The organism is Salinicola sp. LHM (assembly GCF_034479735.1).
Lineage (GTDB): Bacteria > Pseudomonadota > Gammaproteobacteria > Pseudomonadales > Halomonadaceae > Salinicola > Salinicola salarius.
The window spans coordinates 1,748,727-1,762,427 of record NZ_CP140261.1 but is presented as its reverse complement, the minus strand read 5'-3'; the positions used below and the strand labels follow the sequence as shown (position 1 = coordinate 1,762,427).

General features: G+C 65.0%; 10 protein-coding genes. 1 reads left to right on the top strand and 9 read right to left on the bottom strand.

The window, feature by feature from the left end:
* Window positions 1-60 precede the first annotated feature (60 nt).
* From hrpA to R5R73_RS08175, 4 genes are all read right to left on the bottom strand, one after another.
* Window positions 61-4,101, bottom strand: a complete 4,041-nt coding sequence (gene hrpA, locus R5R73_RS08190) for an ATP-dependent RNA helicase HrpA (RefSeq protein ID WP_416221225.1) — start codon at window positions 4,099-4,101, stop codon at window positions 61-63.
* 88 nt (window positions 4,102-4,189) lie between these two features.
* Window positions 4,190-5,926 (bottom strand): AMP-binding protein, encoded by a 1,737-nt coding sequence (locus R5R73_RS08185; protein WP_322529398.1) that lies wholly within the window; start codon window positions 5,924-5,926, stop codon window positions 4,190-4,192.
* A 127-nt stretch (window positions 5,927-6,053) separates the two neighbouring features.
* A complete protein-coding gene (locus tag R5R73_RS08180) occupies window positions 6,054-7,850 on the bottom strand; it encodes a VWA domain-containing protein (protein WP_322529397.1) in 1,797 nt (598 codons plus the stop codon).
* A 61-nt stretch (window positions 7,851-7,911) separates the two neighbouring features.
* Window positions 7,912-8,370 carry a hypothetical protein gene (locus R5R73_RS08175; RefSeq protein ID WP_322529396.1) on the bottom strand — a complete coding sequence of 153 codons (459 nt, stop codon included), beginning with the start codon at window positions 8,368-8,370 and terminating at the stop codon, window positions 7,912-7,914.
* A gap of 242 nt (window positions 8,371-8,612) precedes the next feature.
* Here R5R73_RS08175 and R5R73_RS08170 point away from each other — a divergent pair, with 242 nt between their 5' ends.
* On the top strand, window positions 8,613-10,679 hold the full coding sequence (locus R5R73_RS08170) for a S9 family peptidase (protein WP_322529395.1): 2,067 nt from the start codon (window positions 8,613-8,615) through the stop codon (window positions 10,677-10,679).
* A 67-nt stretch (window positions 10,680-10,746) separates the two neighbouring features.
* Here R5R73_RS08170 and R5R73_RS08165 read toward each other — a convergent pair whose 3' ends face one another.
* The 5 genes from R5R73_RS08165 to R5R73_RS08145 form a co-directional block, all read right to left on the bottom strand.
* Window positions 10,747-11,202 (bottom strand): YcgN family cysteine cluster protein, encoded by a 456-nt coding sequence (locus R5R73_RS08165; protein ID WP_071231642.1) that lies wholly within the window; start codon window positions 11,200-11,202, stop codon window positions 10,747-10,749.
* 66 nt (window positions 11,203-11,268) lie between these two features.
* Complete coding sequence (locus tag R5R73_RS08160) at window positions 11,269-11,559, bottom strand: YcgL domain-containing protein (protein ID WP_071231631.1); 291 nt, start codon at window positions 11,557-11,559, stop codon at window positions 11,269-11,271.
* The gene (locus R5R73_RS08155) at window positions 11,559-12,683 is read right to left on the bottom strand and encodes a ribonuclease D (protein ID WP_322529394.1); all 1,125 of its coding nucleotides are present in this window, start codon (window positions 12,681-12,683) and stop codon (window positions 11,559-11,561) included. Before R5R73_RS08155 ends, R5R73_RS08160 begins: the two co-directional genes overlap by 1 nt.
* An 80-nt stretch (window positions 12,684-12,763) precedes the next feature.
* On the bottom strand, window positions 12,764-13,369 hold the full coding sequence (gene recR, locus R5R73_RS08150; protein WP_322529393.1) for a recombination mediator RecR: 606 nt from the start codon (window positions 13,367-13,369) through the stop codon (window positions 12,764-12,766).
* On the bottom strand, window positions 13,369-13,695 hold the full coding sequence (locus R5R73_RS08145) for a YbaB/EbfC family nucleoid-associated protein (protein WP_071231634.1): 327 nt from the start codon (window positions 13,693-13,695) through the stop codon (window positions 13,369-13,371). Before R5R73_RS08145 ends, recR begins: the two co-directional genes overlap by 1 nt.
* Between the last annotated feature and the right edge of the window lie 6 nt (window positions 13,696-13,701).

Sequence of the window (13,701 nt, the reverse complement as noted above, 5' to 3'; positions counted from 1 at the left end):
AGGCCGCTTCAGATCATTACGCGCATCCATGTGTAGCAGATGCAATAAGGCGACCGTCGGTCACACGGTCTGCCCGGTCATTTCCTGCCAGCGCCGCGTCAGGCGCTTCTCCGATACGCTTTCCAGCGTGCCCAACTGCTGGGCAAATAGCGAGACTCGCCACTCCTGAAGCCACCAGCCGAACTCGACCAGATCGGCGTCGACGATGCCGTCGCGATGGGTCTGCTGCTTTCGCGCGTCGACCCGCGCCTCCCAGGCCTGTACCTGCTGCATCGACAGCTGGTCCCGGCGCAGGTCCCGAGGTGCCTTCTCGAGCCGGATTTCCGCTGCCTGCATGTAGCGCGGGTAATGCTTCAGCCAGGCACCGGCGTCGCGCACGAAGCCGGGATAGACGAGCCGCTGCATCTGGGCCTTGAGATCACTGTAGGTCAGAGCCAGCGCCAGCGTGACATTGCCCTTGAGCGCCTTGGTCACTGCCAGGTGCCCCTGCAACGCCTTGTGCAGGTCTTCCAGCAGCGACTCGGCATACGCGACCAGCTCGCCACGCCAGCTTTCGAGACGGGCATCGAACGCCTCGCGGGACCGCGGCAGCGGATCGGCGGCCACGGTCTGCGCCAGGCAGGCGTCGATCACATCGCGCGCCAGCTGCTCCTGACTGCCGACCTTGGCGAACAGCAGCGCGCACTGCTTGAGCTTCGGCAGCTCCCGCTGGATATAGCGCACCGTATCGGGAAGCCGACGGCGGGCCAGTTGCACCAGTCCGTCGCGATGCGCCGTCGCCGCCCGCTCGGCATGATCGAACCAGGCGACAGTCAGGTCGTCACCGTCAGCCACCAGCGCCGGATAGACTTCCACCTGAATGCCGGCCTGACGGGTCGTGCGAGAATCCGGCAGGGCCGCTTCCGGAAGATCGTCGAGACGTTCGACGCTTTCCCGTGGCGTTTCCGCCAGCGCCCTGGCACCCGCCGCTGCCGCCTCGCCGAAGCGCTTCTGCAGGGCGTACAGGTCGCGCCCTTCTCCCAGCACCTTGCCGTGGTGATCGACCACGCGAAGATTCATGAGCAGATGCGGATCGAGCTGATCGAGACGCCAGGCAGACGCCTCCAGGCGCGTGCCGGTCTTGATTCGCAGGAACTCTCCCAGCGCCTCCTCGACCGGGCGCTCGTCCGGCGTCAAGGTCGCCAGCGCAGCGTCGACCCAGTCCGGAATCGGCACGACCTGTCGGCGCATCGCCTTGGGCAGCGCCTTGAGCAGCGCGATGCACTTCTCGCGCAGCAGACCCGGCACCAGCCAGCTCAAGCGACCTTGCGGCAACTGGGCGAGCATCACGGCGGGCACGGTCAGGGTGACACCGTCATCGCTGGCACCCGGGGCGAAGTGATAGCTCAGCGGGTAGCGAACGCCGTTGAACACGAGTTCGTCCGGGTACTGCTCGACGCTGACGTCGTCGGCCTCCCGCGCCATCAACGATGCCTTGTCCAGCTTGAGAATATCCGGCGCGTCCCGCTCGGCCTGCTTGCGCCAGTTCTCGAAGCTGCGCCCACCGGCGACGTCCGCCGGGACCCGCTCGTCATAGAAGGCGAACAGCGTCTCTTCGTCGATCAGGATGTCCCGCTTGCGTGCCCGATCCTCGAGCTCCTCGACCTCGGCGACCATCGCCCGGTTGTGCGCGAAGAACGCGGCCCTGGTCTGATAATCTCCCTCCACCAGCGCGCGCCGCAGAAAGATCTCGCGCGCTTCTTCCGGCGCCACCTTGGCGTAATCCACGCGGCGACCGGTCACGATCGGCAAGCCGAAGAGCGTGACCTGCTCCAGCGCCACCACCTGGGCCCGCTTGCGCTCCCAGTGCGGTTCGCTATAGCTGCGCTTGATCAGATGGGCCGCCTGCGGTTCGATCCACTCCGGCTTGATTCTGGCCACGTCACGGGCATAGAGGCGGCTGGTCTCCACCATTTCGCCGGCCATGACCCACTTGGGCGGCTTGCGCGAAAGTCCCGATGCCGGATGAATCAGGAAGCGCCGGTTCCTGGCGCCAAGGAATTCGCGGCTTTCCGGCTGCAACTGCCCCAGGTTGGAGAGCAACCCGGACAGCAGAGCCTGATGCAGACGTTGCGTATCGATCCGGGGCAGCTTGGCGGCCTCCGCCGATACCGAGTCGCCGGAGCCGCTGTCGGCCGGCCGTGACGGCTCGTCGTCATCGGGTTGCACGGCGCTTGTCAGCTCGAGCTTCATCTCGCGGGTCAACTGACGCAACTGGCGATAGGTATCGTGCCATTCGCGCAGCCGCAGATAATTCAGATACTGTTCGCGGCACCAGCGTCGCAGCTGGTTGCTCGACAGCGTCTCGCGCATGACATCGAAGCCATGCCACAGGTTGAGCCAGGCGACGAAGTCGGAGTTGGGGTCTTCCCACTGCTTGTGGCGCTGATCGGCGGCCTGGCGCTTTTCCGCCGGCCGCTCGCGGGGGTCCTGCGTCGCCAGCGCACTGACCACGATCAGCACTTCGCGCAGGCACTGGAAACGTTCCCCCGCCAGCACCATCCGCGCCAGCCGCGGATCGATCGGCAACCGCGACAGCTGCCGCCCCAGGCCGGTGATTCGCTCGGCGTCATCCACCGCTCCCAGTTCGAACAGCAGCCGATAGCCATCCTTGACGAAACGGGCATCCGGCGCATCGACGAACGGGAAGTCGAACACGTCGCCCAGCTTGAGCGACAACATCGACAGGATCACCGAGGCCAGGTTGGTGCGCTGAATCTCGGGCTCGGTGAACTCGGGGCGGGAAAGGAAATCCTCTTCGCTGTAGAGCCGAATGCAGACCCCTTCGGCGACACGCCCGCAGCGCCCCTTGCGCTGATTGGCGCTGGCCTGGCTGACCGGTTCGATCGGCAGGCGCTGGACCTTGGCCCGCGCGCTGTAGCGGCTCATGCGGACCAGGCCGGGATCGATCACGTAGCGTATCCCGGGCACGGTCAGCGAAGTCTCGGCGACGTTGGTGGAAAGCACGATCCGCCGGCCGGCGTGCGACTGGAACACCCGGTTCTGTTCGGCGTTGGAGAGTCGCGCATACAGCGGCAGGATCTCGGTGCTCTTGAGATCGGCGCGCCGCAGCACGTCGGCAGTTTCACGAATGTCCCGTTCGCCGGGCAGAAAGATGAGGATATCGCGCGGGCCGCTGTACCAGCGCTTTTCGCGTTCGATGCGCTCAACTTCTTCGACCGCGGCCAGGATCCCCTCCTGCAGCGTCAGGTCCTCTTCCTCCCGGGATTCGCGTACCAACGGCCGATAATGCACCTCCACCGGATACGCCCGCCCGGACACTTCCACCACCGGTGCCGGCTGGGTCTTGCCGTCGCGCTCGATGGCGAAATGCCGCGACAGACGCTCGACGTCGATGGTCGCCGACGTGATGATCACCTTGAGATCGGGCCGGCGGGCCGTCAGCCGCTTGAGATAGCCCAGCAGGAAGTCGATGTTGAGGCTGCGCTCGTGAGCTTCATCGATGATGATCGCCTCGTAGCGCATGAGATCGGGGTCATGCTGTGTCTCGGCCAGCAGAATGCCGTCGGTCATCAGCTTGACCAGGGTGTCGTCGCTGCTCTGATCGGTGAAGCGCACCTGATAGCCGACCTGCTGGCCCAGCGGCACCTCGAGTTCCTCGGCCAGGCGCGAAGCCACCGAGCGCGCCGCCAGCCGGCGTGGCTGGGTATGACCGATCATGCCCCGACGCCCCAGGCCCAGTTCCAGGCAGAGCTTGGGTAACTGCGTAGTCTTGCCGGAGCCGGTCTCGCCGGCCACGACCACGACCTGATGCTCGCGCAGCGCTTCGAGAATCGTCTCGCGCCTGGCAGCCACCGGCAGCGATTCCGGGTAGTCCAGCGTCACCGGCTGGCTCCGGCGACGCGCGAGCACCTCGCTGGAGGCGGCCAGCCGCGACTCGATCTCCTTCAGCGACCGGTCGATCGGCTTGCCGTCACGGGCACGCCGAGCCAGACGCCGGAGCCGCTGGCGCTGCTCGTGGGCGTCACGCAGCAGACAGCCATCCAGGCGAGTTTCCAGATCATTCAGGGCTTGCAGCGAGGGGGAAGCGATAGCGCTCAAAGAGATCCTCTACGTCGGCGAGATAACGACAGAAACGGGCCGCCACCAAAGGCGATGGCGAACCCGTCATTATAGCGCCGTCGGCGGATCAACTCACGTCCGAGGAGGATCGGCGTTCCGTCGGTGGCGTATCGCCGGCCTGCCGGGACGGCGCGGATTCGCTGCCCGCCGACTCGTCGCGCAGCTCCCGACGCAGCACCTTGCCCACGTTGCTCTTGGGCAGCTCGTCACGCAGCTCCACGAACTTGGGCACCTTGTAGCCGGTCAGTTCCTGTTTGCACCACTGGCGTAATGCCTGCGGGTCGAGACTGTCGTTGCGCGCCACCACGAACAGCTTGATGGCTTCTCCGGTCTCCTCGTCGGGGACCCCCACCGCCGCGGCCTCGACGACATCGGGATGGCCCGCGACGACCTCCTCGATCTCGTTGGGATAGACGTTGAATCCGGAGACCAGAATCATGTCCTTCTTGCGATCGACGATCTTGACGTAGCCGTCGTCGAGTATCACCGCCATGTCGCCCGTACGCAGCCAGCCGTCGGCATCCAGCGTTCTGGCCGTGTCTTCCGGGCGGTTCCAGTAGCCCTTCATGACCTGCGGACCCTTGACGCAAAGCTCGCCGCGCTCGCCAAGCGGCAATGCCCGCCCATCATCATCGATGACCTTGATCGAGGTGCCGGGTACCGGCTTGCCGATGGTGCCGATCTGCGTCGCCTCGGGCGGATTGACCAGCGCGATGGGCGAGGTTTCGGTCAGGCCATAACCTTCGACGATGCCATTACCGGTGGTCTGCTCCCAGCGCTGTGCCACCGTATGGGTCAACGCCATACCGCCGGAAATCGTCATCTTGAGGCCGGAAAAATCGAGCGCCTTGAAGTCGTCGCGCTGACAGAGCGCATTGAACAAGGTATTGAGCCCCACGAATACCGTGAAAGGCGTCCTGGACAGCGTCTTGACGAATCCGGGGAGATCACGAGGATTGGGGATCAGGACGTTGTGCTGCCCGGTGACCATGGCGAACAGGCAATTCACCGTGAAGGTGTAGATGTGATAGCAAGGCAGCGGCGCGATGATCGTCTCCTCCCCCTCGACCAGCGCCTTGCCGACCACCTGCTTGGTCTGCAGCATGTTGGCGATCAGGTTGCGGTGGGTCAGCATCGCGCCCTTGGCGACACCGGTGGTGCCGCCGGTGTACTGCAACGCGGCCACGTCGTCGCCGCGGCTGGCGACCACCTTCACCTGATGGCCGCTGCCAACGGAGAGCGTATGCCGGAAACCGATCGAACCCGGAAGCGAATAGGCAGGCACCAGCTTTTTGACGTACCGCACCACGCCATTGATCAGCGACCTCTTCGGCCAGGGATGGAGATCCGCCATCTCGGTCACGTAGACATGGCGGATATCGGTCTGATCGACCACCTTCTCCAGCTTGTGGGCCATGTTGGCCAGCACCACCACTGCCTTGACACCGGCATCACGAAACTGATGACGCATCTCGCGCTCGGTGTAGAGGGGGTTGGTATTGACGACCACCAGCCCGGCACGTAGCGCACCGAACACCGCCACCGGGAACTGCAGCACGTTGGGCAGCTGGATCGCGATCCGGTCGCCGGGCTCCAGGTCGGTTTCCTGCTGCAGCCAGGCGGCGAAGTCGCCGGAAAGCCGATCGACGTCACGGTAGCTCAAGGTGTGACCCAGGCAACTGAAGGCCGGATGGTCGACGAATCGGCGGCACGCCTCGGCGATGATGTCGTTGATCGACTCGAACGCCTCCATGCCCTCCAGCGGCGCTCCCGTTTCGATGCACGGGCTGACGCTGTCGCTCATAGGATCTCCTTGATTCGTGTCGGTTACTCGACCTTATAACAGGATCGGACCAGCGAGGCGCTGCCACCAAGGTTGTAAGGGAACCGCAAACCGTCGTCCGGGCAATATCACCGCACGCTGGCTCGGTCTAGACCGAGGGTTCCTCGCGCCGCGCCAGGCGTCGCCGTTTCGCCGCTCGCCGCCAGCGTAGCAGCATCCACAGCAGCAAAAGCGCCGCAACGACGATCCACGTCACCGGGCGCTGAGCGTAGGTTTCCACGTACGGCCTGGCCAGCCGCCACCCCTGCTGGGCTTTGTCGACGGCGATATCGGCCATCTGCGAAGGGGTCAATCCATCGCCGAAGTCGTTACCGTCATCGGCATCTGCACTATCTTCCTGCTGGCGCGACTCGCTGACGATGCCCTGCTCGAGTTCGGCACCGCTCAAGCCCACCGCGGCGTCGGGATTGAGACGCACCACCGGGAGATCGAGATGCAACGTGCGGCCATCCAGCTGCGCCTCGGCGGTGATCCTGACCGGCAACGACTCGTTGGGATCCGTCTGCGGCACGGCGATCGTCCATTCCCGATCGCCGGTCTGGCGTATGTCGAGCGAACGACCGGTGAGGCTTGCGCTCAGCCGGGTATTATCGACGTTGAGATCCGGGTGATTGGCACGCACCACGATCCGGGAGCCATCCTCGCTCAGCACCGCGCTCAGGGCAGCGACCACGTTCACCGGCTGCACCTGCTGGCGGATCATGCGCTCGCTGCGCGCCGTGATGGTCAGGCGTGCGTTGCCCAACTGATCGGCGCCCGGCAGCTCGCCACGGAAGTGATCCTCGGACGAGGCCAGCGCCGTCTCGGCGAGCGTCGCGCCGTCGAGATCGCGCAATTCGGCGCGCACGCTCAGCCCCGCCGGGCGCTCGTCGGCGGTCAGCGTCCGGCCTTCCGAAGCCAGCCAGACATCCAGCGGTGTCGAAAATCCCTGATAGAGCGTCGCCGGCAGCGGCTCGCTGCGCAGCACCGTATCGGCGTGGATACCGATACGACTGTCAGCACCGATATTGCCTTCGATCTGCCACTCGCCCGGGGCGGGGTCGGGCACGGTGATCAGGTCGTAGCGGTCGCTGCTCAGCCACTCCACGGAACCCGGGTGGTCATCGCGGGAATAACGCTGCCCGTCGGGGCCGATCAGAACCGGCGAGTCGACGCCCGGCGCGTGGAACAGCAAGGCATTGAACTCGTCGATATCGTCATCGACGCGAAAGCGCTGTCGATCGTCGATGGGCACCTGATCGCCCGGCAGGATGCGGTCGAGAACATCCAGGAAGGCCCGTAGCAGCTCTTCAGGCGTCTCGGCCACGGCCGCCAGCCCACCGGTGGTCTGCGCGACCTGCTCGAGCAGCGGCAGGTCGACATTGTTGGAGAGCGCGATGGGATGCACGACGACCCCGCGCGCGGCGAGGTCCGGCGCCAGTTCATCGATGATGCGCTGGCGTGAAGCGCTGTCACGCTGCGCCTTGTCGCTGCCGGAAGCCGGCAGATCGACCATGCCGTCGGTCAACAGGATCAGATGCCGATTGCCGCTGTCCGGCGTCGCACTCGCCGTCTGCCGCAGCGCGCGCTCGATGTCCGTGAACTGCTGATAGTCGGTCAACTGCGAAGCCATGCTTCCGGCCTGCTCCCGCCAGGCATCGACGACTTCGCCACTCGGCAGCGGGTTGGCGACGGTGGTCCCGAAGGTCCAGATCGATCCTCGTGCACTGGGAGGCAGCAAGGTCGCGGCGAAACTCAGTGCATTGGCGCGCAGGTTGCCGGGGTCGTTCTGTTTCATGCTGCCGGACACGTCGATGACCATCCGCACGTCCGGCGCTGTCTGCGCCAGCGCCCAGCCAGGAGAGATCCCCGCCGCCAATATCAGAATCAACAACAACGCACGCATTTTTCGCTTCCTTTCGAAATACACGTCAGAACGAGATCACTTCACCCGAAAAAACTTCGGATCAGTTGACTACCGGCTCGCGACGGGTCCGCTCTTTCGCTCGCGGCGCCGGCCCCGCCTGCGGCGTATTCCGCTTTCCTCCTCGCGGCCCGTCGTCAGCATCGTCTCCGCCGCGGCGGCGAGCCAACAATCGCCACGCTACCAGACCCAACGCCGCCCCTATCGCGATACCTGCAAGCAATAGCGGCATTGCGCCGGCGACCTGGCCGCCATCGTGCTGGAGTACGCCCACCGCCATGACCACGATGGCCGGTGCCAGGCCGGAATAGGTCTCTCCCGGTTCCAGCAACGGCAGCGAGAATGGCGCCACCATCCACAGCCCACCGGCGACGACGCCCACCAATACGAGACGCGGCAGTAGCGGCAGCAGTCGCACGCCCAGATAGCCAGTGATCAGAACGACCAGAGACAGCACGCCATAACTCAGCCAGAGTTGCGGCAGGGAATCGGAAAACAGCATGGTAATGACTCTCGATTCATACGATTTGGGACATGGTACACTTCAAGTCGGTAAAGCACAGCCGCACCGCTATCCGACGTGACATGCGGCTCCCCCGCCGCACGGCCTTCCTGGCGTGACAGACGGCAATCGGCCCACTGCATTGTCGAAGCGCGATTGTCGGAAGTATCCTTTTTCGACGTTGACGCACCCTTTTTCGATGTCATTGAAACAGCCTGCCCGAAAGGACCTTTCCTCGACCCATGCCCCGCTCGCAGACGACACAAACACCGCCCGTCGCTCACTTTCGCCGTAGCGACGATCCCGACTGGCACTGGCTGGAATCCCGCGATGATCCGCAGGTCAAGGCATTCCTGCGCGCGGCCAATCGTGAAAGCGATGCTTTCTTTGCTCCGCTGAAAGCGCTGGAAGATGCCCTCTACGACGGGCACCTGGCGCGCCGGGAACTCAAGGTCACCGGTTTGCCGACGACGCTCGAACGATTCCGCTACTGGAGCGAAACGGCCGCCGATGCCGACTATCCTTTGTGGTGGCGCCAGGCCAGGGACGGCGATACCGCGCCCGAGCTGCTGCTGGACCTGGAAGCTCGTTCCCAGGCCCACGACTTTCTCGAACTGGGCGACATGGCGATCTCGTCGGACGAACAGTGGCTGGCCTGGACCGAAGACGCCAGTGGCAACGAGTATTTCGATCTCTACCTGAAGCGGCTGCCGGACGGCGAACCGCAACGGCTACGCAGGCGCATCGGGCCGGATCTGGTGTGGGCGGAGGATAACCGGACGTTGCTGTTCACGCGTTACGATGCCACGCAGCGCCCCGCCAGCGTGTGGCTTCTGCGGCCAGAGGACGATCACTGCCAGAAGATTTTCGAGGAAGCGGATGTCGAGTTCTGGGTGGGGCTGGGCAAGACACGCTCCCGCCAGTGGCTGGTACTGGAGACCGCCTCGAAAGACACCTCGGAGTGCCATCTGATCCCGGCGACAGCGCCCCGGACCGCGCCGGCATGCGTCCGGCCGCGGGAGACCGGCGTCGAGTACACGCTGGAACATCGCGACGACGTCTTTTACGTGCTGCACAACCGCGACGGCTCGCATTTCCGCCTGGATACGGCCCCCGTCTCGCAACCCGATTCATGGACACCGCTGGTCCCGCACCGTGAGGACGTCACACTCGAGGGCGTCGATGCCTTTTCCTGGGGTGTGGTCGTCACCGAGCGGGATCATCACGAAGCCCAGGTCTACCTGCGCGTCATCGAGCGAAGCGAAGCCGATCCGGCCAGGAGCGCTGCCGGAGCCGGCGAGCTACCGGGTAGCCGGCTTCCCCTTCCCGAAGCCCCCTGCAGCCTGGCGCTCGGCGACACGCCGGATTTCCATACCCGCAAGCTGCTTCTGCGCGAAGAGTCGTTCACCCTGCCGGTGCGCTGGGTCGAGCACGACCTCGACAGCGGGGAACAGCGTGTACTCAAGACACAGCCGCTGTATGGCGACCTGCAGCCCGACGACCTGGTCTGTCGACGACTGTGGGCCGAAGGCCACGACGGCGAGCGCATTCCCGTTTCCGTCGTGGCCCGAGCCGACAGGCTCGGCCAGGTCCCGATGCCGACACTGCTCTACGGCTACGGCGCGTACGGCGAAGTGCTCGACCCCTGGTTCTCGATTGCTCGCCTGGAACTGCTCTCTCGTGGCGTCGCATTCGCCGTCGCCCACGTGCGCGGCGGCGGCGATCGGGGCGAACCCTGGTATCTGGCGGGCAAGCTGGAGCACAAGGAAAACAGTTTCAGGGACTTTCTCGCGGCGCGTCAGGCACTGGTCGCCGAAGGAATTGCCGACCCCGAACGCATCGCGGCCTATGGCGCCAGCGCTGGCGGCCTGCTGGTCGGCGCCAGCCTCAACCTTGAGCCGGAGGCGTTTTGCGCGGCGGTACTGGACGTGCCTTTCGTCGACGTGCTGCGGACCATGGAAAATCCGGACCTGCCCCTCACCACGGCGGAGTACACGGAGTGGGGGAATCCGGACGAACCGGCCGTACGGCGACGCATCCGCGATTATTCGCCGCTGGACAACCTGACCGCACAGCCCTACCCCAGCGTCCTGCTGCAGGGCAGCTGGCACGATTCGCGGGTGCCCTACTGGGAGCCGGCCAAGCTCTACGCACGCATGACGGAACTCGGCAGCGCACGTGGCCCGGTCCTTCTGCGTACCGACATGGCCGCCGGTCACGGTGGCGCGTCAGGGCGATTCAAGGCATGGCGAGACAACGCTCGCCAGGACGCCTTCATCCTGTGGGCACTGGGACGAGACGCCGTCTGACGCGTGCGGAGGGCACACCGGAGGACGCCGGCGGGAGGAGTGACATCCTCCCGATCCGGCTGAGGGTTCAACGTTGCTCGTCGAGAGGGATGATGTCGATGATGTGCTCTTCATAGTCGGCATCATCGACCTCGGTTTCGCTGACGGCGAAATGGCGAACGCTCATCTTGCGCTCGTGCATGCGGCGGTCGCTGCCGCTGCGTAACGGATGCCAGCTGGCCAGTTTGCGCCCCTCGGCGAGACGCCGGTAGGCACAGCTGTGCGGCAGCCAGTGAAACTGGTCCAGGTTCTCCAGACTCAACTGGGTACACTCGGGGACCCGCTCGAAACGATGCGCATAGTCGCTGCAGCGGCAACTGCCGATGTCCAGCAGCCGGCAGGCCACGTTGAGAGTGGCGACGTCTCCCGTATCGGCGTCTTCCATCTTGACCAGACAGCACTTGCCACAGCCGTCGCACAACGCCTCCCACTCCTGCTGGGTCAGCTCCTCCAGGGGGAACCGCTCCCAGAATCGCTCACGCATACGACTCTCCTCGCCATGGCTGGCTCACGGCTACTTCGGAAGAATGGGGTTCACGGTCGACCAGGATCATTCATCCCGCCGGGTGAACAGATCCAGCATCTCGGGATCCTTGGGCGGCGGCATCTGCAGATAGAACCCCTGCTCCCGAATCGCCGCCATGACCTTGACCACATCGACCCGCGCCAGCGGCCGCTCGGGCCGCAGCAACAGCGTCATCACCGGAATCGGTCGACCGAATTGCTCGTGCAGCGCCTGGGGCACCGGCGCCATGCCGCGCGCCTTGTCGAGATAGAGATACATTTCATCCCGTCGCGAGCTTTTGACGATCTCGCAGATGAGCCTGGCGGTATCGTTCATCACGCGGCTTCCTGCTCGGCAAGCGCCTGCTGCCAGCCGGCCGATAGCTGCTGTCCGCGCCATCCGGTCGGCAACGGCAAATCCATCTGTCTGAGATGCGCGGTGACCACCGCCTCCATTTCCGCCCGGTTGGAGAGCCGTTCGGGTGCCAGCCCCAATGCTTCGGCACGGGTCTGCACGACCTGCTTCAGCGCCTTGAAGCGGCACTTGAAGGCAGGAGACGTCGGCACCGGCAGCGGCTCGCAGAGTTCGGACGCCTCCCGGTGCCGTGCCGTCTTGACCAGCCCCAGCATCGCGTCCCCTTCCCGCTTGACGAGACTCGGTGTCACGCCATCGACGGCGGCCAGTTCATACCGGTTGCTTGGCATGGCCTCGGCGATCGCGTAGAGCACGCTATCCTTGGCCAGCCAGCCCCGCGGCACATCCCGACGCCGCACTTCGGTTTCGCGCCAGGCGGTCAGTTCCCGATACGCTTCGACCTGCCGGGGCTGCAGGCGCCACAGCTGGCGATGGCGGGTGTACCACTGCTCGCCGGCGGCAGCATTGCGGCCCTGGCTCAACGCCTCGCATTCTTCCTCGAACCAGCGCTCGCGTCCCAGCGTCACCAACGCCTGGCGCTGCTGCTCCCAGATCACCGGAAGATAGACGACATCGAGAGCGGCATAATCGAGCTGCGCCGATGTGAGCGGGCGCTCGAGCCAGTTGGAACGCGTCTCCTCCTTGGGCAGATCGACGCCGCAACGCTGCGCGACCAGGCGTCGATAGCCCATGGCCGGGTCAGCGCCAAGGAAGGATTCGGCGATCTGCGTATCGACCAGCGGAGCCACCGTCACTCCTGCCCATAGTGCCAGCACGTCGAGATCCTCGCTGCAGGCGTGGATCAGTTTCGGCGGGCCGGCGCTCAGCAGCTGCCGCAAATCGTCGCTTGCCGTGATCGCCTGAGGATCGATCAGATAGACGATTTCCCCGGCCGTCAGCTGGATCAGCGCCGGCACGGGAAAAAAGCTCGACTCCCGGAAGAACTCGGTATCCAGGGCGACGAGATCCGCCGTGGTCAACGCCTCGCAAGCGGCCTGCAATCCTTCCGGGGTGTCGACCCAACACAGCGAATAGTCAAAACTCATTCAGTTCCCTCTCGGCCAGTCACATGGCCGGCGTTACGAAAAATCGGAGCGAAGACTCGGCGGGCAAGCCACCGATGCCCTTACTCGTAGGAAAACGGCTGGCGCCCCTGGAACGCCCGGCTGAGCGTGCCGCCATCGACATACTCCAGCTCGCCGCCCATCGGAACGCCATAGGCCAGCCGGGAGAGCTTGGCCTCCCGCCCGACCAGGTGCTCGGCGATGTAATGCGCGGTGGCCTCCCCCTCCACGGTCGGGTTGGTCGCCAGGATGATCTCGCTGACCGTCTCTCGGGAGAGCCGAGACTCCAGCTGGTCCAGGCCGATATCGTCGGGGCCGATGCCGTCGAGCGGCGACAGATGACCATGCAGCACGAAATACTGGCCGCGAAATCCGCCCGCCTGCTCGATCGCCAGCATGTCGGCCGGCGACTCGACCACGCACAGCAGGGCCGAGTCGCGCCGGGGGTCCTGGCAGACGCCGCACAGCGCCTCTTCAGTCAGCGTACGGCATCGCTCGCAGTACCCGACCTGCTCGATCGCCTGGACCAGCGCTTCCGAGAGCCGCCGTCCGCCCTCGCGATCACGCTCCAGCAGATGAAGCGCCATCCGCTGTGCGGTCTTCGGCCCGACCCCCGGCAGCACGCGCAGGCTGTCCAGTAACTGCTCGACAAGCGGTGAAAAGCTCATCAGAACGGCATCTTCATCCCGGGCGGCAGATTGAGTCCGGAAGAGACTTCTTCCATGCGCGCCTTCGACTGGGTCTCGACCTTGCGTGACGCGTCGTTGACGGCAGCCGCCAGCAGGTCTTCCAGCAGTTCCTTGTCTTCCTGCATCACGGAAGGATCGATCTCGACGCGGCTGACGTCATGGCGGCCATTCATGGTCACCTTGATCATGCCGGCGCCAGCTTCGCCCAACACTTCCATCTGGGCGATCTCTTCCTGAGCCTGCTGCATCTTTTCCTGCATTTCCTGGGCCTGCTTCATCAGATTGCCCATGCCACCCTTGAACATGACGAA

Coding starts and splice junctions, on each gene's coding strand:
- R5R73_RS08170 (WP_322529395.1), top strand. CDS start 8,613: ATGCCCCGCTCGCAGACGACACAAACACCGCCCGTCGCTCACTTTCGC.
- R5R73_RS08185 (WP_322529398.1), bottom strand. CDS start 5,926: ATGAGCGACAGCGTCAGCCCGTGCATCGAAACGGGAGCGCCGCTGGAG.
- R5R73_RS08175 (WP_322529396.1), bottom strand. CDS start 8,370: ATGCTGTTTTCCGATTCCCTGCCGCAACTCTGGCTGAGTTATGGCGTG.
- R5R73_RS08160 (WP_071231631.1), bottom strand. CDS start 11,559: ATGAACGATACCGCCAGGCTCATCTGCGAGATCGTCAAAAGCTCGCGA.
- recR (WP_322529393.1), bottom strand. CDS start 13,369: ATGAGCTTTTCACCGCTTGTCGAGCAGTTACTGGACAGCCTGCGCGTG.
- R5R73_RS08165 (WP_071231642.1), bottom strand. CDS start 11,202: ATGCGTGAGCGATTCTGGGAGCGGTTCCCCCTGGAGGAGCTGACCCAG.
- R5R73_RS08145 (WP_071231634.1), bottom strand. CDS start 13,695: ATGTTCAAGGGTGGCATGGGCAATCTGATGAAGCAGGCCCAGGAAATG.
- R5R73_RS08155 (WP_322529394.1), bottom strand. CDS start 12,683: ATGAGTTTTGACTATTCGCTGTGTTGGGTCGACACCCCGGAAGGATTG.
- R5R73_RS08180 (WP_322529397.1), bottom strand. CDS start 7,850: ATGCGTGCGTTGTTGTTGATTCTGATATTGGCGGCGGGGATCTCTCCT.